Below are 24,781 nucleotides of genomic sequence, written 5' to 3'. Positions count from 1 at the left end.
ATACGGGCTGTCTCAAAAAAGATGAAACAGCCCTTGGTTGATCCCATTGTTATTTTATGAACTTATGGGATATAGATCAATATCCGGCGTTTTGTTTCAGCTGACCGTTTGATTTGGTAATTTCCTCACTGGGATACGGGAATACCATCATATAGTCTTGATATGCGTTTTTGTTGGTATAATCTTCGTAATTGATGATAGTGAACGCTGATTCCGGATTTGCCCGGTCTTCATATCTTCGGATACGAGGACGAGAGTTTAGCTCTTTGTCGGCCAAAGCCTTTATGTCGGCGTTGGAAGAACGGTTCCAGCGTTTTAAATCGAAGAGATGGTCTGTAAACTCGAATGCCAATTCGCAGCGGCGCTCGTGATATAGATCCTTCATCGTCGCGTTGCCGGAAAGTGGCTTCAAGTTGGAACGCAAACGGATACGGTTGATATCAGCGGTCGCTTTATCGGCTTGTCCAGTCATTAAATACGCCTCGGCACGGAACAATAACATTTCGGCGAAACGGATGATCGGGAAATTGACACGGGTCGTAGGCCAGTCTCCGTTTGCACTAACAGCGCCTTCTTCTATAGGATCTGAATATTTGAACGCATCCATATATTTATTGACCATGAAACCAGCCTCAAGGTCTGAGGTAGACCAGAACTTGCGTGTCTCGCCGAAGAACTGGAACTCTTGGTTATATTCCAGGATGGAACGGACGAGGCGCTCGTTACCTTTACCATCTTTCGCCATCTCTTCATAGATGTCGTAAGAAGGTTTTATTTGTCCCCAGCCGTTGTACTTGCCCCATCCTTTATTCTCGAGGATAACACCCGGGAATTCGGAGCCACCCGGCAGTGCCCCGCCTATACCCGGTATAGTCCAGAGGTATTCCGCGTTCCAATAATCTTTTAAGTCTGAGGAGAAGATCTCGGCGAATGTCGGGGCCAAATCACGATTGTAGTTGTTCTCCAACAGGTTGACCATCTCGATTACATTGTTCCATTGGGTAGCGTCCCAAGTAGCCCAATAAGCGTAAGTTTTCGCCTTGAAAGCGACAGCGGCAGCCTGATGTGCCCGGCCTCGGTTGTCGGCATCATAGGATTCGAAGTTCGGAAGGTAGGCGATTGCCTTGTCCATATCTTCGATGATCAGTTTGTAATTCTCCATGACCGTAGCTTGCTGAGGAGGTATGGAGTTATCGTAATCGTCGGGAAAATCCTCATAACGGACGAAAGGAACTCCTTGCTTGTCTGTGCCATACCGGTAAGCGATCAGATAATGTGCCCAGCCACGGCAGAAATAAGCCTCACCCAAGCTGCGTTTCTCTACATCGGTCAGCTCCGTTCTCTTCTCTTTCTTCACTAATTCTTGTATTACCCAATTCGCACGAGACATGGTAGAGTACATACGGCTGAATACATCTCTTAAAGGGGATTCATCGCCCGTGTAGGCTAGAGTTGCCAGGGTATTATAACCGCGAGTACGTCCCCAGACAATGTCGCATGCAGCTCCCTGTTCCCAGAATAATTCGCGACCGTAACAACCCTCTTGATGGAATCTCTCGTATAATCCGTCGATGGCATCGATGGCTTGTTGGTCATTTAGGAAATAGGAGGTCGTAGTTGCGTTTCCTTCCGGCTGGACGTCAAGGAAGTCGCTACAAGAACTACAAACCAAGGCAGATAAGGCTAATATTGTAATATATCTTTTCATTTTGATCCTTTATTAATTTGAATATTATGTAAACACACACGATTAATACGTCAATTTGACTCCGACAGAGAATACGCGTGAAACCGGATACTTTAAGGCATCCCAACCGCCGGTTTCCGGGTCCATTCCTGAATAGTTCGTGATCGTGAAGAGGTTCTCACCACTAAAGTAAACCGACATCATGCTATTACGCTCTTGTAAGTGAGCGCATTTCCGGATAACGTCACTTAAGTCGTAGGATACGGTGAAGTTCTTTAAACGCAGGTAGGAAGCATCTTCCAAATACCAGTCAGACGGTGTGCTAAAGTTACTGTTCGGATCGTTTTTCGATAAGCGAGGAATATTCGATCCTGCGTTTGATGGGCTCCAAGCGTTCATGATTTCTTTTGAGCGGTTGAAGTTGCCTTCCACATCACTTAAAGCCATGTATTTACCTACATATAAGGCTTGCGCTCCACCTACACCTTGGAACATAGCGCTTACAGAAAGTTTTTTCCAAGTAAATCCTCCGGAGAGTGAGAATGTAGTTTTGGGCGTAGCGCTACCACAATACTGACGGTCTTCATCGTTAATGACTCCATCGCCGTTGGCATCGACAAATTTCAAGTCGCCGGCTACAGCGTCCGGTTGGATTCGATTCCCGTCTTTGTCTACATAAGCGGCTGCCTCTGCGTCGGTTTGGAAAATACCATCCGTCTTGATCAGATAGAAAGAGGCCAATGGTTCTCCTTCGGCTGTCTGATACATATAAGGGAGGTTACGATAGCTGCCGTCGAAATAACTTCCGTTCCGGGTAATACCTGTCCAAACGCCCGGGGTGCCGTCCGCATTCTTTACGCCAATGTCTGAAACCCAGTTTTTTAAATAAGAGAAGTTTCCGGAGATGAAGTACGACCAATCTTTATTTACTTGTTGATTCCAATTGATTTGTGCCTCGAAACCTCGGTTACGAACTTCTCCTTGATTCACTAACATGGCATCGATACCAATCGTTCCCGGCCAGTTCATCGTTTGTGATTGTATCAAATTGAAAGTCCGTTTGTCAAAATAATCGAATGCCATGCTCAAACGGTTGTCAAACATATTCACATCCAGACCTAAATCCCATTGCTCGGAAGTTTCCCATGTAAGATTTGGGTTTAATGCGGTAGAGTTGTAGACCAAATTACCCCAGATCTTATTTGATTCTACACCGTATTGCGCTTGTTCCGACCAGTAGCTCTTACCTAATAAGGCTGATTTATAATTGTAACCGATAGATCCCAAGTTTCCGACCCGTCCCCAAGAAGCACGGATTTTCAATAGGTTCAACGTTTCGCTCTTCGGGAAGAAAGGTTCGTTAGAGATTTTCCATCCGGCTGTTACGGCAGGGAAATCGCCATAGTTATTGTCTTTAGGCAAACGGCCTGCGTAATCGCGACGCCAAGAGGCTGTAACAAAATAACGATCATTGAATGAATAAGCTAGACGAGCTATCAAGGATACATTCGCATCAGGGCCGGTCATATAGTCTGTCGCAGAAATGGAATTCGCATATGATAGGTATTGCAGATAAGCGGATTCGTCAGACAAGTCTTTTCCGTTAACCTCAAGCCCTCGCTCGTTGTAATGATCGGCTGTAGTGGATAGTAAGACACCTACGGTATGCAAGTCTTTAAACGTGTTATCGTAGGTCAAGGTGTTTTCTGTTTTCCATGTATCTGTACGGTAAGTAGTTTCGTCTAGATTGTTTGTTAGGGAGGGTTTTCCTACCTCATCGCGGATCGGGCTGAAATTCTTATATAGATTACTCTTTAGATTATAAGTGAAACGGCTTGTGAATTTCAGGCCAGTGATAATGTTGGCTAATTCCAGACTGGTTGTGCTCCAGATGTCGCTGGTCCGGTTATATTGATTCTCTGCTTGTAGCAGACGAACCGGATTGACTGCGTCTCCGTGGATATCTGCGAAATTGGAGCCGTATTTAGCGATGTAATCCGGATCCTCGGTCGTTGTTCCACCGTAGGTACCGTCTAACGGATTGTAAACTGTAGCGCTGGCAGGCATATACATAGCCGCCGCGACAACTCCCGTATAACCACTGTCGGTATCTTTCGAACGGCTTTCGTTATTCTTCCAAACCACGTCTTCACTGATGGTTACCCATTTATTCAGTTTGAATTTACCGTTGTAACGGAGTGAAAGATTCTTGTTGAAGGTGTTGATCAATACACCTTCATCGTTATCGTAAGCGAAAGAAACACGGTTAGAAGCATTTTCAGAACCAACATTTAGGGCCACGTTATGACGTTGATAGAAAGCGGTACGGAATATTTCGTCCATCCAGTTGGTACGTGTGGTTCCTACCCATGGATTCTTGGTCAAGTCCCAACCGGTAGGCAACGTAAGTCCTGCGTTGGCGTAGGAGAGTTTCCGCATCTCTAGTTGTTCTTCCGCATTTAACGGCTCGATTACGTTGCTAGCCTTTCGAATACCGAACGTTGCGTCGTAGCTCAATGATGTTTTGCCCTCTTTGGCTTTTTTGGTGGTTACCAAGATAACACCGCCAGCTCCGGATTGCGCTCCGTAGATAGCGGCAGAAGCGGCGTCTTTCAAGACAACGATCGTCTCGATATCGTTTATGGAGGCAATTGGCGCTCCGGGAACGCCGTCTACTACCCACAATACGTTATCGCCATTCTGCGAACCTTGTCCACGAATCACGATCGAAGGTGTGGCTGTCGGGTCTCCACCGTTGGCTTGCACGGTGACGCCTGCCAACTGTCCTTGCAGCATACTTTCGGTAGAGGTAACCGGACGGGCTACTAAATCCTCCGTATTGTCCAATACACCAACAGAGGCCGATAAGTCTTGTTTACGTTGCCCGGCACCATAACCTAATACCACCACCTCGTCTAGTTTCTGGGTATCTTCATTCAGTATGATGTTGAAAGTAGTCTTTCCACTCACAGGTATACTCTGTGTCACATAGCCAATGTAGCTGATCTCTAAAATAGCGTTTTCCGGAACCTCTAATTGGAAATCTCCATCTAGCCCGGTGATTATACCGTTTGTGGTTCCTTTTACTACCACGTTCGCCCCGATAACAGGGTCTCCCATCGGGTCTTTAACGATACCGGAAATCTTTTTTGTGCTTTGTTGTTTAGCATTTGTTTTGGCTGAAAGTTCTTTACCTGAGTAAAGCATTACGATCCGGTCTTCAATCTTGTATTTGATCCCAGTACCACGGAACGCTTGATCTAGAATAGCTTCGATTTTCTCATTCTCGGCTTTGACCGATACATTATTTACCCGTAAAGATTCCAAAGATGTATCGTATGAGAATACGATATCCGTTTGTTTTTTCAAGGAATTAACCACTGTTTTTAATGTGGTGTTGTTGAGTGAGAACTCAACGTTAAACCGTTGGTCAAATGCACTGGAAGTCGGAGTGGCTTGAGCTCCCACGACCATACAGCATAAAGACATCCCTACGCATAAACGCTTGACGGAGGTAAAATCATAAAAACTTTTCTTCATACTTTTGCTGTTTTATGTAAAATTGATACACAAATTCTTCCTTGTTCAGTATTTCTTCTTTTAATGTTCAGCTCATGACTTCTACATTAATAAGACGCTATCCACATGGTTGTTTTTTAGTTGTGCCGGGAAAGAGACCCATGAACTTAGTTCATGAAGAACTTGGTTATTTTTAACTGTTCTTTTAATGTTATAAGTCTTTTTTGTTTTCATTACAATTTTCTTTTTGTTCATTTAAAACCGTTTTCTCGTCATAAATGACGAGGCGATGGGTGACCTCATATACTTTTTCACTGTAATTTATATCAAAAATGTCAAGTTCTTCATGAACTTGAGAATTTTATACGCTTTGTTATTTGGCGCAAAATTCGAAAATTTTTGTCACACATTCACAAAAATCAAGGTTAACAAAGGATGAATAAAGTGTTACAAACATGTTACCCTTGCTTTGATGCGTCCAGTAAGAAACTGTCGCTCTTTCTTTTTATTTATATATACAATTGGGAAGGACAAACTACCTATGAGACTCCGGTTTTTTATGGGATTTATATAATATTTATTGTGGAAGTTGAATTTTAGCAGGTTTTCCTGTTATGTAAAAGAGTTGTTCTAATGCGGCTTCGGCTCCTTTTGAATACTTAAAAGAGAAATTATAACGGCGATTTTCCAGAGAGGAAGTATTCATTTGAATATTTATTTGATAGGTTTCCTCTAGGCATTTTAAGATCTCGGTAATCGTGACATTCGATAATGATATCAAACCGAATCTCCATGAAGTAAGTGCATTTACATCTACTTCTTCGATTTCTATATTTCTTGTCTTTTCTGAATATAAGGCTTGTTGCCCTGGAGTCAGTACAGCCAGTTTATTTCCGGATTTATCTTGGATTTGCACGGAACCTGTCATTAGAATCGTTTTGCAAATACCGGTTTCTTCATCTGTGTTAATCTCGAACGAAGTACCTAAAACCTGTACCTTATGTAGATTTGTTTGAATAACAAAGGGGTGTGCAGGGTCTTTCTTAACATCAAAAAAAGCCTCTCCATTTAGGTATACCAAACGTTTTTCTCCGATAAAGATTGAGGGAGCGGTTAATACGGTACGGCTTCCAAGCCATACAACCGTCCCGTCGGAAAGATGGATCATTTTCACGGAATGGTCGGTGGTTTCATTCGTATAAGTAATAAGATCATTACCGGATTCGGTTACATCTTCCCGGTTGATAATATACAAATAGGATAAACTAACACAAACAAATAAAAGAGCGGCGATGCTGGCATATTTTAACCAAGTATTTACGATTGTCCGTTGGGAAACACCGGAGATTGTGTCGATTCGTTTATTCATACGTGTTAATGAATCCTCTATCTTTTTCGCGTTGATCTTATTGGTTACTCGTTGGGCATTCCAAATTGCCTTTACATCAAAAAAATAAGCACGATGTACTGGAGACTGATTTAACCAGTCTCTTAGCTGTTCTTTCTCTTCTTCTGTCGCATTACCAGATAAATATGTATATATAATAGAATCGTCCATCTTAAATATAAACTCTCTTCTTTGTGCTAAATACAATTACTCATCTAAAACTACCTATAGAAAACTATCTTTTTTACTTATATAATGTATCTTTAATTTCTTACGTAAAAGCTTTAAGGCACTATAAATATGATTATCAACCGTACTTAATGAGATACCTAGTTGTAAACTGATTTCTTTACTGGGTATATCATGAAGGTAACTTAACGTAAATACTTCCCTGCATCTTGTGGGAAGGCTATTGATCGCGGCATTTATCTCTGACCGTAAATCTTGGTTATAAAGTCTGCGTATCACCTCGTTGGCATCCGGATCATAATATCTGTATCCTATTTCTTCGATTTCTTGTTCATATGTAGACCGATAGTCATTGGAATGTATTTTCTTTTTTAATACATTCAACGACGAGTTATACACGGAACGCAACAAATAACCTTGTAAAGATTGAGAATCATCCAGCCCTTCTTTCCGTAACCATACGTTCAGAAAAACATCTTGTACCACATCTTCCGCTTCCACCTCATCCAGAAACAACTCCGCATATGAACGTAAAGAAAGATAGTATTGCCTATATAGCTCATTGAAGGCAATACGATCTCCTTTTTTAACTCTTTCTATCAGTGAAGTCGTATCCATCTGAATTTAGTTCTAACGAGTCTTAGGGCAAAGTTAGAACTAATTCTGAAGAAAGCAATGTTGTCTTGTAGACATCATCTTATGAAAATTATGGGGCTGGTTTTGTTTGCAAACCAACCTACCCCATAAGAATAGTGTCATAGGGACCAGTCAAAGTATCGTTTGGCGTTGTTGTAACTGATATTTTCAACCATCTGTCCTATGAAAGAGAGTTCGGAGGCAGGTAATAACCCCTTCTCAATCTCATTACCTAGCATGTCGCAAAGGATTCGACGGAAATACTCATGGCGGGGATATGACAAGAAACTGCGGGAATCTGTCAACATACCGACAAAGCGGCTTAAAAGTCCGAGGCTAGAGAGTGCGTTTAATTGGTCTTCCATACCTTTGATTTGGTCGAGGAACCACCAAGCCGCTCCATATTGCATTTTTCCGGGGATACTGCCATCGTTGAAATTGTAGGCATTGGCTACCATCAACTCTGTATCGCAGGGATTAAGGTTGTAAACGATGGTTTTCGCTAACAGGCCTTCTTGGTCTAGACGGCTGAAAAAACGGTTCATGGAAACAGCGATAGGCTGGTCGCCGATAGCATCGAAGCCTGTATCCGGTCCTAGCAGTTTGAACATTCGCTTGTTATTATTCCGGTTTGCGCCAATATGGAATTGTTGTACCCACCCACTTCTCGCATCCATCGCTGCCAATTCGTATAGCAATGCCGAGCGGTATTTACGAACTTCCTGGTCGGTGAGCGACTTACCCATACGTGCTTTGAGGAAAATAACCTCGATCTCTTGCTCGGTATAAGGTTCTGCGTAAAATGTATCCAACCCATGGTCTGATAACCGGCATCCTTGGGTCGCAAAGAAATCATGACGTATTTGTAAGGCCTCCAATAAATGCTTGTAGGTAAGGATTGTCTTATCGGCGGCAGCCTCTAGCTTAGACAAATAGTCATTGAGCATTTTGAAATTATCGATAGCGAGTACCTTATCCGGGCGCCATGCTGGGTACACATGGGTGTGGCATCCGTTTAAACGTATTTTCTGATGGTATTCTAATGAATCGATAGGATCATCGGTAGTACACACGATCTCTACGTTCATCCGTTTCATGATGGCTTGCGCACGATATTCGGGAGTACGTAACTTTTCCGTACATTCTTTATAGATTTCCTCGGCAGAAACCGGATTAAGAACTTTATGGATTCCAAATATACGGCTAAGTTCCAGATGTGTCCAATGGTAAAGTGGATTTCGCATCGTGTAAGGCATCGTCTCGGCCCATTTGGTAAATTTCTCGTAAGAAGGTTTGTTGCCGGTGATGTATTCTTCGGGAACTCCGTTTGCTCTCATGGCCCGCCATTTATAATGGTCTCCACCAAGCCATATCTCCGTAAGATCCTCGAATTGATGATTTTCCGCTATTTGCCGGGGATCTAGGTGGCAGTGATAGTCGATGATGGGCATCTTAGCCGCATGCTTGTGATATAACTCGCGGGCCGTGTCGGTTTGGAGCAAAAAATCTTGATCTAAAAAGTTTTTCATACTTAACGGTACTTTTGAATAATGGATAAGGCGTTGTTGCATAAATTGGTGATAGATGGCCAATCTCCTTGCGCGATTGCTTCTTTGGGGAACAATTTAGATCCCATTCCCACACACGTTACGTCAGCCTTGAACCAAGCGGATAAATTCTCCTCTGTCGGTTCCACTGCGCCGGTCGCCATAATCATGGCCCATGGCATAGGAGCCTTTATATTTTTGACAAATGAGGGACCTCCTACATTCCCGGCAGGGAATATCTTGCAAAGATCGCAACCTGCTTCTTGGGCGAAACCTATCTCGGATACGGAACCACAACCGGGTGTATAAGGGATGAGGCGACGATTACATATCTTTGCTATCTCCGGGTTGAACAACGGACCGACCACGAAATTTGCCCCTAGCTGCAAAAATAAGGCGGCTGTCGCCGGATCTACGATTGAACCTACGCCCAATATTAATTCCGGGCATTCCTGGGTGGCGTATTTAACCAACTCGCCAAATACCTCATGGGCGAAATCTCCCCGGTTGGTAAACTCGAAGGCTCTGACACCTCCCTCATAACAGGCTTTTACAACCTGTTTAGCGATCTCTACATCTTTATTATAATAGACGGGTACCATTCCGGTTTGGATGATAGCCTGTAATGTTTGTATTTTATTGAATCGAGCCATATTGGGAATTAAAAATTGAAAATTAACGGGAGACACGGCCGGAAGCGTCGCCGGACATGAGTTTTTCCACCTCCTCTACGGTTACTTGGTTGAAATCGCCGTAGATCGTGTGTTTCAGGCAGGAAGCGGCTGCCGCAAAATCCAAGGCTTTCTGGTCATCGCCGGGATAGGAGAGCAAGCCGTAAATAAGACCTCCCATAAAAGAATCGCCTCCGCCTACACGATCAACGATATGGGTGATGTCATACCGGCGAGATTCGTACAACCGGTTGTCTGCGTATAATACTCCACCCCATGTGTTATGATTGGCATTGATGGAACCTCTCAACGTGATAATAACTTTCCGGGCACGTGGGAATCGAGCCATTAGTTGGGTGCATACCGACTGGAAAGAGGCAGCATGTACCTCACCTTCCGTAGCGGAAGCGTCGAAACCTTCGGGCTTGATACCGAAAACCTTCTCGGCATCTTCCTCGTTTCCTAAGATGATATCGCATCCGGCTACTAGTTCCGGCATGACCTCATTGGCTGTCTTTCCGTATTTCCAGAGATTTTTCCGATAGTTGAGGTCGCAGGATACCGTGATACCCAATCGGTTTGCTGCCTGTATTGCCTCCAGACATGCATTGGCGGCACCTTCAGATATGGCTGGCGTGATACCTGTCCAGTGAAACCAAGAGGCATCCTTGAATACCGCATCCCAATCAATCATCCCCGGTTGGATCTCGGCGATGGAAGAATGAGTTCGGTCGTATACCACCTTGCTGGCACGAGCGACCGCTCCGGTCTCCAGAAAATAAATACCTAACCGCTCCCCTCCGTAAATGATCTGAGAAGTTCCTATGCCCTGTTTACGTAATTCCATAACGCAGGCACGGGCGATGTCATTTTGTGGTAAACGGGTTACAAACTCGGTCTCTATGCCATAGTTGGCGAGTGAGGCGGCAACATTTGCTTCTCCTCCTCCAAAAGTAGCGTTGAACTGATTGGCTTGGCAAAAGCGTAAATAGTCCGGAGTAGCCAGCCTAAGCATGATCTCTCCGAAAGTTATGACTTTCTTACTCATGGTGGTATAGTATTATGTTTTTCGCAAATGTAAGGGTTTATTCCGAATAATGTATAGCGTGTGTGCGAAAACATGGGCTTCGGAAAAAACAAAAAAGCCGCTAGTCCCAATACGGATGCGGCTTTTTTTGCTCCTCAATGAAACAATCTCACGATTCCCCCCTTGCAAAGACTTGTTAACCTTAGATCTAAAATACTATGAAAAAAACTCGACGCGAATATAAGAGCTTTTATAATATGCGTCAATAGTATTTGTAACATTTTATTGTAAAAATGTCACAAAGAGGTTTCAATTTGATATATATCAAACTTGTTATTCTAAAATTCCGTACTTTTTAGGAATATTATTCATAATTTCGAATAATTCGTTAACAGTCTCTGCACGTAGCATAGCGATTCGTGTTTGCTTGAAATCGGTAATACCTTTGAAGAGAGGAGTCGCTGCCAGATGACGGCGGATATGTAAGATACCTCTGCGTTCGTCTAACCGTTCTACGCTTTGTTCCACTTGTTTTTTCAGGATATCCAGATACCAGGAAAAAGATTCTTGGGGCAATAATTCCCCGGTTGTAAGATAGTGTTTTACTTCCCGGAAGATCCAAGGACGACCTATGCTGCCTCTGCCAATCATTACGGCATCTACGCCATAATCTTCAAAGCGCTGTTTGCATATCTCGGCAGAAGTCACGTCACCATTCCCGATAATGGGGATTCGCATGCGAGGATTATTTTTTACGGCTCCGATCAAAGTCCAATCTGCCTCGCCCGTATACATCTGTGCCCGTGTACGTCCATGGATAGAGAGGGCGGCGATACCGCAGTCCTGTAGCTGCTCGGCTAGATCCACGATAATACGGTTGTCGGCATCCCAGCCCAAGCGTGTTTTTACAGTAACAGGGATGTTTACGGCTTTCACTACCTCTCTCGTGATCTCCAGCATCAACGGGATATTACGTAGCATACCGGCGCCGGCTCCCTTGCCCGCTACTTTCTTCACGGGACAACCAAAATTTATATCTAATATATCCGGACGTGCTTCCTCGCAAATGCGTGCGGCCTCTACCATCGAGGCTACATCTTTTCCATAAATCTGGATAGCGACGGGACGCTCATCGTTGGAGACATTTAGTTTTTGCTGTGTTTTGTTTACACTGCGGATCAAAGCGTCGCTCGACACGAACTCCGTATATACCATATCTGCCCCGAAGCGTTTACACATCAAGCGAAACGAGATATCCGTCACATCCTCCATCGGCGCCAAGAATACCGGACGCTCTCCTAAATCTATTGAACCAATCTTCATACCTTCTGTTTGCTAACTAAATAGAGATTACAAAAGTACTTCTTTTTAGGGAATAATCTTCTATCTTGTAAGATGACCGGATTAATCTCGTAAAGAGAAGGCTTATACTTAGTTGCGGATGAGTTTATTCATATTACTCTTCTCAAATATTATTCGTACCTTTGCTACCGTAATATTAAAACATATAACCTTGAAAGAGAAGGATTTTGAAATAATGGCGCCCGTCGGTTCGTATGAATCGTTAATGGCGGCCATACAAGGGGGCGCTGATTCCATTTATTTTGGAATCGAAGGATTGAATATGCGCTCTCGCTCATCGAATAATTTTACGACGGAGGATTTGCGTAAGATCGTCGCTATCTGTCAAGAACATGGGATCAAAAGTTATCTGACGGTTAATACGGTCATTTACGGTGAGGATCTTCCGTTGATGAGGGAAATTATAGATGCCGCTAAGGATGCGGGTATCTCTGCCATTATCGCCGCTGATGTGGCTGCTATGAGTTATGCGAATAGCATCGGGCAGGAGGTACACTTATCTACGCAATTGAATATATCGAACGTGGAGGCGTTGAAGTTTTACGCTCGCTTTGCTGATGTGGTCGTACTAGCCCGCGAATTGAATTTAAAGCAGGTACATGAGATTTATCAAGAGATCGTGAGGCAGCAGATCAAAGGCCCGAAAGAGGAATTGATCCGTATAGAGATGTTTGCCCATGGAGCGTTATGTATGGCCGTTTCCGGTAAATGCTATTTGAGTTTGCACGAGATGAATGCCTCGGCCAACCGGGGGGCTTGTATGCAAATTTGCCGTCGTGCCTATACGGTGCGTGATAAGGATAGCCAGATCGAGCTGGATGTGGAGAACCAGTATATTATGTCGCCGAAAGACTTGAAGACGATTCATTTTATGAATAAGATGATGGATGCCGGTGTACGTGTGTTCAAGTTGGAGGGACGTGCCCGCGGACCGGAGTATGTACGTCTCGTGACCGAGTGCTATAAGGAGGCGGTGAAAGCTTATTGCGAAGGTTCCTTCGATGAGGAGAAGGTGGCGGTTTGGGACGAACGTTTGCGCAGGGTCTTCAATCGCGGTTTTTGGGATGGCTATTATCTGGGGCAACGGTTGGGAGAATGGAGTAGTAAATATGGTTCGGGCGCTACCCGTAAGAAAGTGTATGTGGCGCGGGGTATCAAATACTTCAGCGGAATTGGTGTCGCTGAGTTCGAGATGGAATCCGGCTCCTTGAAAGTAGGCGATGAGATCTTGATAACAGGCCCTACGACCGGGGCTATCATGCAGACTGTTGATGAGATACGGGTAGATCTAAAACCGGTGGGAGAGACCGTGAAAGGAGAGCGCTTCTCGATAAAGGTATCCGAGAAGATTCGTCCGTCCGATCGTCTTTATAAGATGGAGAAAGTACAAATCGAAAAAGAACTAGCATAATGAAGGAATATGTTTTTAAGCTGACAGATAAGGTTCGCGATTATGAGTGCGATTTGCAAGGTGTGGTCAATAATTCCAATTACCAGCATTATATGGAGCATACGCGGCACGAGTTCTTGGAATCGTTGGGCGAGAACTTCGGCGCTATGCATGAGAAGGGGATTGATGCTTTTGTGGCTCGTGTGGATATCCAGTTCAAGAATTCCCTAAGGAGCGGGGATCGTTATATTTCCTGCCTGAATGTATATAAGAAAGGGGTAAAATTGGTATTCGAGCAAGATATTTACCGGGTATCCGATGGGGTACTGGCAACTAAAGGCATTGTGGAGTCGGTCGTTGTGGAGAATGGTAAGTTGACAAGAGGAGAATATTTTGATGAGATGCTGAAACGAATAGAATCAAAAAAAGAATAAATGACAGACAAACAGATTTACCAAATTGGCCTTACTATGATAAATGGAGTGGGAGATATCTTGGCCCGCCATCTTCTGGAAGCATTGGGCGATGCGGAAGCCGTGTTCACGGAAAAGCGCCAGTCTTTAGAGAAGGTTCCGGGTATCGGTCCTTCGGTTATTGCCGAGATTAAGCGGGCTGATACGCTCTTGCGGGCAGAGAAAGAGTTGGCTTTTACCCAAAAGAATGGTATCTCCATCTATTTTTTGAATGATACGGATTATCCGGAGCGGCTGCGGGAATGCCCAGACGCTCCGGTTTTATTTTATTTTAAGGGGAATACGGATTTAAACGCTACTCATATCATCAGCGTGGTGGGGACTCGCAGGGCATCGGCTTATGGGCGGGAATTAACAGAGAGCTTATTGCGGGATTTATCTGTAGATTTCCCGGATTTATTGATCGTTAGCGGTCTTGCGTATGGCATCGATATTTGCGCTCATCGGAGCGCGTTGAAGAACCAATTGCCCACGGTAGGTGTATTGGCACATGGCTTGGATCGTATCTATCCTCCTATGCATCGCTCTACGGCGGTCGAGATGTTGGAGCGAGGAGGTCTGCTGACTGATTTCCCGGGAGGAACGAATCCGGATCGGCAGAATTTTATCCGGCGCAACCGTATCGTCGCTGGTCTGGCTGATACCACGATCGTTGTTGAATCGGCAGAGAAAGGAGGTTCTTTGATTACAGCGGATATCGCTTTTTCGTATAGTCGAGATGTCTACACCTTTCCGGGTCGGGTAACGGATATGAATTCAAGAGGGTGTAATAACTTGATCCGGCAGAATAAAGGAGGCCTGATAACTTGTGCGGGCGATTTAATCGCCGCTATGCGTTGGAGTGTCGCTCAAAAAACAACTGCGTTACCGGTCCAAGCTCAATTACTGTTTCCGGAGAATACGGAAAGCGAGCGAATATTGTCATTCCTAGAAGGGCGAAAAGAATCTCATATCAATGAATTATCTGTGGCTTTGAATCTACCGGTACATCAATTATCCTCTATACTTTTTGAGTTGGAGTTGGATGGAAAGATAAAAGCAATGCCGGGAAGTACTTATAAGCGGACGAAACCCCTATAAATAATTAAAGCCTGTCTCACGACAAGCCCTAATCAAACTTTGTTAACCTTAAATCTAATACTATTATGAAAAAACCACAGTGCAAAGATAAGCCTGTAAGACCTTTTTGTCAAGGGTTTTAGATATAATATATATTAAATGGAACCTTCTTCGTGTATAAAAAATGTTTCCTTTTGAAAAGGATTTTTATTTAGTTTATACAGACCTCGTCTACAAATAAGAAAGCCGGGTTGCCAGGCCACATATGCCAAGCGGGTAATCGAGGGGTAACCTTTGCGATGACACGTATATATCGCGCTTGGGTTTCGGTGAAGAAAAGAGAGTGAGTATAAATACCATCTTTATCTTCTTTTCTCAAGACAGGGTAAACGGCAGACGCTAGCTTGCGGAAGGTTTTCTTATCGTCCGAGCACCATACTTCCAGGCCTGTGGCATCCATTACCGCTGCCCCTTTCGATACATTGACGGTGAGAGACACTGAAGATATCTGGGTAGGGGTGAGCAGGTCTACGGTCAAGTCCATATCTTTTAGGAAACCGAGCCATCTGCCAGTGTTATAATTTAGGTTACCAGATAACCCGTCCGTCAGGGTACTGACTCCTCCGAACGTATAATCCTTGTGTGGAGGATTGGCTAACCAGGCGGGTTTGAAGGTTGCCTTATTGACGTGGATTTGCTCAGTGAATATATCGCTGGTATCATCCGGCGTGATTACGGCCGCCTGTAGTTTAGCCTCCTTCTTGATCTGTATAGGCCCTGTGTAGAGAAGCGAGGATGTATCCGGGAGGCTCCCGTCTAATGTGTAATAGATGGGACGTTGTCCGATGGTAGAAAAGGAGGCTTCGAGGATGTTATGTACCGTATCCACGTGAAAATCTTCCGTGATTTGGAAGACCTGTCTCGAGTATGTGTAATCATTTTTGTCGTAGATCGGTATCAACCGGTAGAGACGTTCCATAAAAGCGTTGAAATCATGTTGCCCCGGATCAGACCAAGCCAGCTCGCTCAATGCGGCTAGATGCGGCAAGAGTAGGTATTCTGCTCGTTGGGGCGTATTTATCCTCTCAGACCATAGACAAGCTTGTATCCCGATGATATGTCTGGCCGCTGTTTCGGATAATGTGTCCGGTACTACGTCGAAGTCGTAAATACGACGGATGTTCCGGTTCCCATCCAATTCTTCCAACTGCCGGCTGCTAAGGTAAGTGATTCCTGCGGGAGTCATAATCACGTCATGTCCCTCCCCGGCGGCTTTCACACCATTTTCTGTTCCTCTCCATGACATGACAGTCGCATTGGGAGTTAGTCCTCCCTCCAATATCTCGTCCCATCCGATGATTTTCCGTCCTTTACTATTTACGAATTTTTCTATTTCGGCTATGAAATAACTTTGAAGTCTATCTTCGGGTTTATGCCCATCGGCAGCCTTCCAGTTATTCTTGCGGATCAGGGCTTGGCATTTAGGACAGTGTAACCATCGGTCGTGTGGGCATTCATCTCCTCCCACGTGTATGTAGCGGGAAGGGAAGATATCTATTACCTCGGATAAGACATCTTTCATGAAACGCAGGGATTGTTCGTTACCGACGCATAAGACATCCTTATGGACCCCGTAAGAGGTCGCTACCTCATAAGGACCTCCGTTGCAACCTAGTTCCGGATAAGCTGCTAAGGCAGAAGTAATATGACCGGGCATATCTATTTCTGGGATGATAGTGATATAACGATCTGCTGCGTAACGTATAATATCCCGTATCTCGTCTTGCGTATAAAATCCTCCATAAGGTGTGCCATCGTATTTTCCGGAGCCATCATTCAGGAGTGACTCCTTACGTTTGGAACCGATCTCGGTCAACCGCGGGTATTTTTTGATTTCGATACGCCAACCTTGGTCTTCCGTCAGATGCCAATGAAATGTATTGAGATTGTGAAGCGCCAGTATATCGATATATTTTTTGATGAAATCGACCGAAAAAAAATGACGTCCTACATCCAAATGTGCCCCTCTGTACCGGAATCTGGGCTCATCTTTGATACGGATGGCCGGGAAACAGAGCTTTTTTTGGTCGGTTACTGGCATTGATTTACGTAAGGTTTGTATGCCATAGAAAAAACCGGCGCCCGAACGGGCCGTAATAACGATGTTTCTTTTACATATATCCAATAGATAACCTTCTTCGGGTAGAACCTCCGTATTGTCTGTCACCAGATTTATACAGTTAGGCTGGGCTTCTCCCTCTTTTACCTCTGGCGTGAAGCCGTATGTCTCTTGGATATAATGAGCCAAGAAGCAAGCTGTTTGTCTTAGCGATTCGTTTCCCCGTGGATAAACGATGCCGGTAGAGGCCGTCAGTATAAAAGGGCTTCCTTTTTGAGGTTCTATTGAATGGGGTAAGGGTACTATCCGGTAATCGCTCGTGGCCATATCGGGAGTTTTTTTACATCCGGACATGAGTCCTATAGAAAAAACTAACCCCAATATACCTATAAATAATTTTCTCATTTTTTCATCTCCTGTTATTTTAATATACGCTTACTTCATCTATGAAAAACCAAGCCGGATAACCGACTCCATAATGCCAAGCCGGGCATAAACCGATCCCTTTAACCTCTACTTTTATATAACGAGCTTTGATGTTTTTTCTTGATTGAACCGTACTGCTTACGAATTTTACTTGTAGGTCCCGGTCTTCTGTAAAGGTGTAAGATCCGAAGGGGTGGAATGTCTGGTTATCGGAAGATACGGAATAAGTAACGCTATGAGGCAGTAAGACCCATCCTCCCAATTGATGTAGGAAATCGGTCTCGATCCGCGAGAAATCTTTTTCCTCTCCCATGTCGAGGATGAAAGCGCCGTCTGTACCGTTCCAGCCTACCCAGCTTTCTACGTAAGTTGTTCCTCCAAACAGGCAGTCGGTCAAAGCCGTCTCCCCCAGCGCCTTGTAACGGTCGTGCGGAGGAATGATCCACGTAAGTTTGGCATTGGCCGCTTTATTGGGTTCAGCTTGCGGAAGAAAACGTTTCTCGTATAAATCACAATATTTATCGGGTGTGTTTTTTTGCTCGTTCAGGGTAGCGATACCAAAATGGAGCGTACGTTGCTTAAATAAATCCAGTAATTCGCGAACTTTTGTTTTGTCTGTTTCCGTTTGCGTACGTGCGATCTCCAGTTCCGCGTATTGGAGGGAAAGACGGGATTGTTGTACACGATGCAAAAGGAGTGTGTCTTGAGCTACCTCCCGTTCCGCTAGATCGAATAGCTCGTTGTAGGTTTTTAGCAAAGCCGGTTTCAGCATTCCGTTTTTATGGGAGATTGGAGAATCGTATATCCATAACGGTTGTCCGCTGGCGAGCAGGGCTCCTTGCATGATCTTCTGGTATTGATAGAGGTAAGGTGCGGCTTTTCCGTAATATCCGTCCATGAAAGTACGCATGAGAGAATCTGCGTTTTGGTATGGGTTCCACATTAATTTAGCGATCATATAAGCCCGCATCTCAGAGAAATCCCCACCTTTGATACCGTTTACTTGCGAGAAAAGCATTGTGGCATGGTTTTTCCTGAATAATTGCATGTTCTTTTGTAAGATATGGAAATTGGGGAATGGCGAGATAATATTATCGAAATTGATCCCATAATCCCACACAAAGATGTTATTGGATATTTTAGACCATCCTTCTAGGGCTTTCATGAACTCCTGGCCGGAAGCGTTGTCTGTCAGAGGAACCTCCCGTTTGCAATCTATGTCACATAGCATGATGTTGACATTGGGGAGTGGTTTTACGTGCTTGGGGGGCTGCATAGAATAAAGATAAGCCAACGTGGAGAACTCCTTGTCCGGAAAACGTTCTGCCAGTTTGTTTAAAAAACGGATGATGTTGCCGGAGGGTGAGCCTTCGTACTCATCGACCGCTTTACAGGCCGGGCAGGAACAATTCGTATTGTTACCATCGTTTTGGCTGACAGAGATCATCTTCATATCAGGATGTACCTTAAAGATAGAATCCAGTTGATAAACAACAGCATCGAATACGTCGGGGTTGGTAAGACACCATTGGCTATTGTGCCCCGGACGGTGTTTCCCGTTGATGAATGAGTAATATTTAGGATGTTTCTTGCCAAATACGTCGGAAGAAAGGATACGGTTGAAGGTATGTACCCACATATTCTCTATAAATAGATCGCTTGGCTCTTCCAGACGAAACCACATTTTGTAGATCGGGTCATCGTTGTTATAGCTCCAGGTCTGGCGATAACGAAAAGCGGGAGTTTCTGCCCGATGGATAGCCGGGAGGGTAATCGTCGGTCTTGTAGTTAGCGTATAGGAGTCTTTGGCATAATAAGAGACACCCAAATATTGTTCCAGCAAGGTGACAACTCCGTAGATCGCACCTTTCCCACCCCCGCTATAAATGTGTAGCTGATCGTTCTCAGTTTGTAAAGAGAAGCCATCCTCTCCTATGTTTCCGGTATTTCCGGAACCGATCAGGATATCACCTTTTCGGGCTTTCGTATCGGTGGCAATTGGTAATGTGGCCTCACTGATTCGTTTAATGAAGTCTTGTAATAAATTTGCGGCTTGCTCGTTTACGTTTGTTTTTTCTTTCAGGATGATGCGAGAGTAGGCTTTCTTGTCTTTTACAATCGTTAGTTGAGCCTTTACGTTTAGTGTACAAGATAAAGCCAGCACACATAAACTCAGGTGTTGAATAAATCGTTTCATGATATTTATTTTAGATTATTCCCCGGTCGGGCCGGATAGGGCGAGGGGATATGAGTAAATAAAAAACAACCGGTCTTTTTAGGGACCGGTTATTTGGATATTTGGTAGTTGCTGAGATTATTCTTTATCCCACCATACACGTGATGTCATGACATCTCCACCAGACAACCTGGATACGGCTTCTTTATAATTGGTGGCGTTTACCTGCGACTCGGTTGTCGGATATGTGAAACGACGTGGGATCGTACCGTTGGTTACACAAGTGGAATATCCCTTATTAACCGGTGTTAATACCGGGTAACCAGTGCGGCGCCAATTGGCAAATGTCTCATACTCATCGCAGAAGGTCGTGATATAATATTGAGTATTGATTTGCTCAAGAGCCTTGTTCATATCGAACGGATTCTCTTTTAAGTAAGTATCTATAGCCGAGGATGTCAGATACTTATTATACAGATCCTTCGCGGCGGTATATACGGAAAATTGTTGCATAGCCGCTCTTACCCCTTCTTCATAATACTCCTTTACGCTCTTCTCTGTTACCCAACCCCGGTAAGCAGCTTCTGCCAATAACAGTTGATTCTCTGTATAAGTAACCAGCATTGTCGGAACATCTGGGCGGGCATAAGTGTAACGATTAGGTAAAGAATAGTAGCTTCTCCACTCGGCGCCTGGATAACCGGGGGCCTTGGATAAATCCCATTCACCACCTTTCAGGTCATAGCCTATGGGTAATCCTACCTGTTTTTCAGGGGTCGTATCTCCGAAATCGAAACTACCTTCCCATTTTTCTCCCGGGTTTTCACAAACGGTAGCGATCAAGGCCAAGCGAGGATCGTTTGTATCTTTCAGCATGTTGATGAAATAGTCGCTCATATAGAATGCTTGAGGATCTTCATGCGTGAATACTTTTCCGTAAGGTTCAGAACCATCATCAAGGCCGGAGCCGTCCGGATGCTTAACCATGGCGTTGTCGTCCGCGCTGGTGAATAATCCATTGGAAACTGCTTTCTTCACCCATGTCTGTGCGGTTGCCGGATCTACCTTTGTCAATCGCATCGCGATACGTAACATTAAAGAATTGGCAAACTTTTTCCATTTCGAGGCATCTCCTCCATAAATCAGGTCTTGGTTCGTCATCGCCGCCGGCCGCGATGGGTCAATGGCTGCCTGTGCCTCATCCAATTCTTTCAATAGGTCGTTATAAATGTATTCTTGTGTATCATATTTCGGGTAAAGGATGTTCTGATCATATGCGTGAGAGGCTTCCGAATAGGGAATATCTCCATATAAGTCGGTCATACGATGGAACATATAGGCACGTATGATACGACACATTTGATATTCATTCTCATATCCTTCCTTATCTTTCCACGAGTTCATGATTAAGATTACGTCGCGTAAGACACCTCGGTCGCCGCTGTAAAGCGCATCCCAATAGGCAGAATTGTAACTGTCGGAATAAGTATAAAATATTCCGTGTTGCCAGTCTACCGAAGATGTATGTTGCATCATGTTGGCCCCATAAATTAAACCGTTACGCCATACATCCCAGTCCGAGCCACAAGCTTGGGCTACTACGCTGGTGAACATGATGCGGTAGTCCATCGTCTCGTCTAGTATCTGTTCCGGATCGTTGTTCACGTCGTCAAAATCACTGCAACTAGTCATACCCGCAAGACAGGTAAGTGTTGTCAAGGCATAAAATATAGTTTTTCTCATATCGTCTTTTCTCCTTTTATTTAGAATTTAACATTTACGTTGAAACCAACGCTTCTCGTAGCGGGATAACCATTTAACTCAAGGCCCTGACCATTGCCGTTATTGTAAGCGGATTCTGGATCTATATTGTCCGTATGCTTGATGATTGTCCAGAGGTTACGCCCTACCAATGATAAAGTAATACCTTTGATTACGTTTTGTTTAGCCAAGAATGCTTTCGGGAATGTATAACCGAGAGACAATTCGCGTAGTTTCAGGAAATTGGCGTTATAAATAAACTCCTCTCCGATATTATTGTTGACGATTCCTTGCCAATAAGATTGTGCGGTTACCGCGACATCGTTTTGTACATATTTGCCGTTGGCATCTAGCTTCACGCCGTCACCTACGATCGTACCTTTTCCATCGCTACCACGACCTTCCAATGTGTTCTTGTGCAAACCGTTGGAATATAGGTTATAGTTCGTTCCGGAAAATAATTTAGCGCCGACCTTGAAATCCAGCAAGAATGAGAGAGTCCAGTCTTTGTAAGAGAATTCGTTTCTCCAACCACCGGTAAGTTTATATACGCCGGAACCTAAACTATATGTCTCGGAGGTAGCCTGCGGTATACCGTCTTTGTGAACGATATTTCCATTTTCGTCACGTAAATATTTGAAACCTACCAATTCGCCATATGGCTGTCCTACGATATTCTGGACAGATACGTTACCGCTACGGGCGATCGCTCCGTTAATAGTCAGGTTCTTTACACCTTCTCCTAAGTATTTGACCTCACTGTTGTTGTAAGCGATGTTGAACGTAGAGTTCCATTGGAAATCTTTTGTGTGTACAGGGACACCGTTTAACATGACTTCCACACCGTTATTCTGGATCTCGCCAACATTCATGATCGCTGAAGAGAAACCGGATGCGTTACTGATAGATACTTGGGCGATATCGTCTTTCGTATTTTTCGTGTAGTATGCGGCGTCCAAAGACAAACGATTATTGAAGAACGCTACGTTTAAGCCGACTTCCCATTCAGATATACGAACCGGTTTTAGGTTTGTGTTGGGTAATGACGAGTTATTGACCGTAGCGGTTGAGTTTCCGTTGATCTTGTAACTTTGGATTTTGTATGTCAAATAGTTCTGGTACGGGTCTGTTCCATTGGAGGCAGAAGCGTAAGAACCTCTGATTTTACCGAATGTGAACCATTCCGGCATCTCTATACTATCGGTGAATACCCATGATAGAGTTGCGGAAGGGTAGAAATAGCTATTGTTGTTTGGGTTCAGCGTAGAGAACCAGTCGTTACGTCCTGTTAGGTTCAGGAATAATTGGTTTTTCCAGCCGAAATCAGCGGTCGCATAAACAGAATTTACCCGATACTCCGTATAATCTTTTTTGTAAAGACGGTTACTTACGCTATTGGCTCCTTCAAAACCGGGGAATAAGAATCCTTTGATATTACCGTCTGTACCCCATTGTTTTAATATGTTACGTTGTCTGTTACCTCCTAATGTAGCCCCGATGCTCCAATCTCCAAATTCCTTATTGAAACCGATCAAGTAGTTCAGGTTCATCTCAGAGAAATTCTTCTCGTACTCGTCTAAGTAACCGGAAGCATCTGCGGCGGCTCCGTAAGGTTGGACATTCCTATATTCAAAGCTATAACCATCTCGAGTTACGGCCCCTTGCACATATAACCAGTCGAAAATATCGTATTTCAACGTAATACCCCCTGTCAAACGGTTCTTGTTGGTCGTATTAACTTTTCTATATTGCAGGAAATACGGGTTGTTGAAGTATACATTGGTTCCTCCTATCAATTCTTTTCCATCAGCGGAAGTACCCCAGTCGCAATTCTCATTCTCACGTTGCAACCAATTGATGTCGAATGTATTGGCTCGATATAGCAGAGAAGCGTTCGTACTACCGTTTCCATCAGACAAGCTAGCACGGCCTTGGTTTTTCTCGAATACGTAGTTGGCGTTTACCGTGAGGTGAAGGTTCTTTAAAATATCATATGTCGTGTTCATGTTCAATGCCTGTTGATTGATATGGGCATTGGGCAGGATACCTTTTTCCGCCATGTTGGACACGCCGAAACGATATGTGATTTTCTCTCCGCCACCGCTAAGTGATAAGGAGGTCGTATTGTTGATACCTGTACGGTAGAAACTGTCCCAGTTATTAACCGGCGAGTAGGTGTATTCATTCCCCAGGAAGTTCACGGCTTTTCCTCCGTCCATCGGTTCACCCCAGCTTAATGTTTCTGTCGCTTTAGCAGCGTCTACTGTTAACGGGCGTTGCCCTTCGGAGCCTTGTCCGAATACGTTTTGGAAATCTCGATAGTCGTATATCGTGTTAAATGTAAGGTTGTTATTGAAATCAATGCTGACCGGTTGGTTCTTCTTTCCGGATTTAGTCGTGATCAAGATTGCGCCGTTACCTCCCCTGTAACCATACAAAGCGGAAGCGGCCGCTCCTTTTAATACTTGGATACTCTCGATATCATCCGCGTTGATGTTAGACAAGCCATCGCCCAAGTCGAGGCCTCCGTATTGTCCGGCGCTACTCATATTGGTATTATCGAAGGGTACCCCGTCTACTACGTATAAAGGTTGGTTATTTCCTGTCAAAGAAGCATTACCTCGAATTACGACACGGCTGGAACCGCCTGTACCTGTAGCGTTACCGGATACGCTTACTCCGGCGATTTTTCCGGAAAGGGCGTTACCTATATTCGGGTCGCGTGCCATGGTGAAATCATCTCCCTCTACTTGAGTGGTAGAATATCCTAATGAACGAGCCTGGCGTTTGATACCTAATGCGGTTACGACAACCTCGTCTATTTTCTGTGTATCCTCTGTTAGTGTCACGTTAAGGGTTGTCTGCCCTTTTAAGGCGATTGTTTGTGGTGTGTAGCCGATATAACTGATTTCGATTACCGCATTGCCGGGAACCTCGAGCATGAAGCTTCCGTCTAGTCCGGAAATCACGCCGTTAGTTGTTCCTTTTTCTACTACATTCGCTCCGATAATCGGTTCGCCGTTGGCGTCTGTTATGATACCGGTGATTTTTTTTGTTTGTTGTGCTGTTGCTGAAACATAATTAGGTGTTCCTGCCGCATTTTTATCGGACGTAGCTTGTACTTCTGTGATACCGCAACATAGGGATAGTCCGACACATAAATGCATGATAGAAGTAATGTTTTTACTTTTTCTTTTCATACGTTTTTTTGTTTATAAGATTAACTGATGACTTTGTTTAATTCCGGCACAACCGGTTCTGCTAGCGTGTTTCTACATAGGCATTAATTTATTAGTGTTTAAGATGTTAGGATTATAATTTTAACGAATAAGGCTTTTGTCCTGATAGAACT

15 protein-coding genes are annotated in these 24,781 nt (G+C 44.2%); 3 read left to right on the top strand and 12 right to left on the bottom strand.

What is annotated here, in order from left to right; genetic code table 11:
- Nucleotides 1–76: 76 nt before the first annotated feature.
- The 8 genes from Q0110_RS15730 to dusB all read right to left on the bottom strand — a co-directional run bounded on the left by Q0110_RS15730 (nt 77) and on the right by dusB (nt 11,986).
- Nucleotides 77–1,708: a RagB/SusD family nutrient uptake outer membrane protein gene (locus Q0110_RS15730; RefSeq protein WP_297908535.1), complete on the bottom strand. Its 1,632-nt coding sequence runs from the start codon at nt 1,706–1,708 to the stop codon at nt 77–79.
- Between the two features lie 42 nt (nt 1,709–1,750).
- Complete coding sequence (locus Q0110_RS15725; protein WP_297908584.1) at nt 1,751–4,894, bottom strand: TonB-dependent receptor; 3,144 nt, start codon at nt 4,892–4,894, stop codon at nt 1,751–1,753.
- An 889-nt stretch (nt 4,895–5,783) separates the two neighbouring features.
- Nucleotides 5,784–6,764, bottom strand: coding sequence for a FecR family protein (locus tag Q0110_RS15720; RefSeq protein WP_297908532.1), 981 nt, complete (start codon nt 6,762–6,764; stop codon nt 5,784–5,786).
- Nucleotides 6,765–6,818: 54 nt separating this feature from the next.
- Entirely contained in the window at nt 6,819–7,400 is a 582-nt protein-coding gene (locus tag Q0110_RS15715; RefSeq protein ID WP_297908529.1) for an RNA polymerase sigma-70 factor, read from the bottom strand.
- 137 nt (nt 7,401–7,537) lie between these two features.
- Complete coding sequence (gene uxaC, locus Q0110_RS15710) at nt 7,538–8,947, bottom strand: glucuronate isomerase (protein ID WP_297908526.1); 1,410 nt, start codon at nt 8,945–8,947, stop codon at nt 7,538–7,540.
- 2 nt (nt 8,948–8,949) lie between these two features.
- On the bottom strand, nt 8,950–9,618 hold the full coding sequence (locus Q0110_RS15705; protein ID WP_297908523.1) for a bifunctional 4-hydroxy-2-oxoglutarate aldolase/2-dehydro-3-deoxy-phosphogluconate aldolase: 669 nt from the start codon (nt 9,616–9,618) through the stop codon (nt 8,950–8,952).
- A 22-nt stretch (nt 9,619–9,640) separates the two neighbouring features.
- Nucleotides 9,641–10,684 (bottom strand): sugar kinase, encoded by a 1,044-nt coding sequence (locus Q0110_RS15700; RefSeq protein WP_297908520.1) that lies wholly within the window; start codon nt 10,682–10,684, stop codon nt 9,641–9,643.
- Between the two features lie 312 nt (nt 10,685–10,996).
- Entirely contained in the window at nt 10,997–11,986 is a 990-nt protein-coding gene (dusB, locus tag Q0110_RS15695) for a tRNA dihydrouridine synthase DusB (RefSeq protein ID WP_297908517.1), read from the bottom strand.
- 190 nt (nt 11,987–12,176) lie between these two features.
- Here dusB and Q0110_RS15690 point away from each other — a divergent pair, with 190 nt between their 5' ends.
- Genes Q0110_RS15690 through dprA form a run of 3 tightly spaced genes read left to right on the top strand, consistent with a single transcriptional unit; the run spans nt 12,177 to nt 14,968 of the window.
- Entirely contained in the window at nt 12,177–13,436 is a 1,260-nt protein-coding gene (locus tag Q0110_RS15690; protein ID WP_297908514.1) for a peptidase U32 family protein, read from the top strand.
- Complete coding sequence (locus Q0110_RS15685; RefSeq protein ID WP_297908511.1) at nt 13,436–13,849, top strand: acyl-CoA thioesterase; 414 nt, start codon at nt 13,436–13,438, stop codon at nt 13,847–13,849. The genes Q0110_RS15690 and Q0110_RS15685 overlap by 1 nt, the downstream gene beginning before the upstream one ends.
- Nucleotides 13,850–14,968 (top strand): DNA-processing protein DprA, encoded by a 1,119-nt coding sequence (gene dprA / locus Q0110_RS15680; protein ID WP_297908508.1) that lies wholly within the window; start codon nt 13,850–13,852, stop codon nt 14,966–14,968.
- 190 nt (nt 14,969–15,158) lie between these two features.
- On the opposite strand, the gene Q0110_RS15675 is transcribed toward dprA, so the two are convergent.
- From Q0110_RS15675 to Q0110_RS15660, 4 genes are all read right to left on the bottom strand, one after another.
- Complete coding sequence (locus Q0110_RS15675) at nt 15,159–17,393, bottom strand: glycoside hydrolase family 20 protein (RefSeq protein WP_297908504.1); 2,235 nt, start codon at nt 17,391–17,393, stop codon at nt 15,159–15,161.
- A 97-nt stretch (nt 17,394–17,490) separates the two neighbouring features.
- Nucleotides 17,491–19,689: a DUF4838 domain-containing protein gene (locus Q0110_RS15670; RefSeq protein ID WP_297908501.1), complete on the bottom strand. Its 2,199-nt coding sequence runs from the start codon at nt 19,687–19,689 to the stop codon at nt 17,491–17,493.
- A gap of 117 nt (nt 19,690–19,806) precedes the next feature.
- Nucleotides 19,807–21,411 (bottom strand): SusD/RagB family nutrient-binding outer membrane lipoprotein, encoded by a 1,605-nt coding sequence (locus Q0110_RS15665; RefSeq protein ID WP_297908498.1) that lies wholly within the window; start codon nt 21,409–21,411, stop codon nt 19,807–19,809.
- A 20-nt stretch (nt 21,412–21,431) separates the two neighbouring features.
- Nucleotides 21,432–24,629: a TonB-dependent receptor gene (locus Q0110_RS15660; protein ID WP_297908496.1), complete on the bottom strand. Its 3,198-nt coding sequence runs from the start codon at nt 24,627–24,629 to the stop codon at nt 21,432–21,434.
- Between the last annotated feature and the right edge of the window lie 152 nt (nt 24,630–24,781).

The organism is uncultured Parabacteroides sp. (genome assembly GCF_947855115.1).
Lineage (GTDB): Bacteria > Bacteroidota > Bacteroidia > Bacteroidales > Tannerellaceae > Parabacteroides.
Note: the sequence above shows the minus strand (reverse complement) of the source record. Positions and strands in the feature narration are given on the sequence as shown.

Excerpts from the sequence above, each read along its gene's own strand:
- Q0110_RS15730 (WP_297908535.1), bottom strand. The coding sequence starts at position 1,708 with ATGAAAAGATATATTACAATATTAGCCTTATCTGCCTTGGTTTGTAGT.
- Q0110_RS15670 (WP_297908501.1), bottom strand. The coding sequence starts at position 19,689 with ATGAAACGATTTATTCAACACCTGAGTTTATGTGTGCTGGCTTTATCT.
- Q0110_RS15665 (WP_297908498.1), bottom strand. The coding sequence starts at position 21,411 with ATGAGAAAAACTATATTTTATGCCTTGACAACACTTACCTGTCTTGCG.
- Q0110_RS15700 (WP_297908520.1), bottom strand. The coding sequence starts at position 10,684 with ATGAGTAAGAAAGTCATAACTTTCGGAGAGATCATGCTTAGGCTGGCT.
- Q0110_RS15720 (WP_297908532.1), bottom strand. The coding sequence starts at position 6,764 with ATGGACGATTCTATTATATATACATATTTATCTGGTAATGCGACAGAA.
- uxaC (WP_297908526.1), bottom strand. The coding sequence starts at position 8,947 with ATGAAAAACTTTTTAGATCAAGATTTTTTGCTCCAAACCGACACGGCC.
- Q0110_RS15685 (WP_297908511.1), top strand. The coding sequence starts at position 13,436 with ATGAAGGAATATGTTTTTAAGCTGACAGATAAGGTTCGCGATTATGAG.
- Q0110_RS15715 (WP_297908529.1), bottom strand. The coding sequence starts at position 7,400 with ATGGATACGACTTCACTGATAGAAAGAGTTAAAAAAGGAGATCGTATT.
- Q0110_RS15705 (WP_297908523.1), bottom strand. The coding sequence starts at position 9,618 with ATGGCTCGATTCAATAAAATACAAACATTACAGGCTATCATCCAAACC.
- Q0110_RS15725 (WP_297908584.1), bottom strand. The coding sequence starts at position 4,894 with ATGCTTTACTCAGGTAAAGAACTTTCAGCCAAAACAAATGCTAAACAA.
- dprA (WP_297908508.1), top strand. The coding sequence starts at position 13,850 with ATGACAGACAAACAGATTTACCAAATTGGCCTTACTATGATAAATGGA.
- Q0110_RS15660 (WP_297908496.1), bottom strand. The coding sequence starts at position 24,629 with ATGAAAAGAAAAAGTAAAAACATTACTTCTATCATGCATTTATGTGTC.
- dusB (WP_297908517.1), bottom strand. The coding sequence starts at position 11,986 with ATGAAGATTGGTTCAATAGATTTAGGAGAGCGTCCGGTATTCTTGGCG.
- Q0110_RS15675 (WP_297908504.1), bottom strand. The coding sequence starts at position 17,393 with ATGGCCACGAGCGATTACCGGATAGTACCCTTACCCCATTCAATAGAA.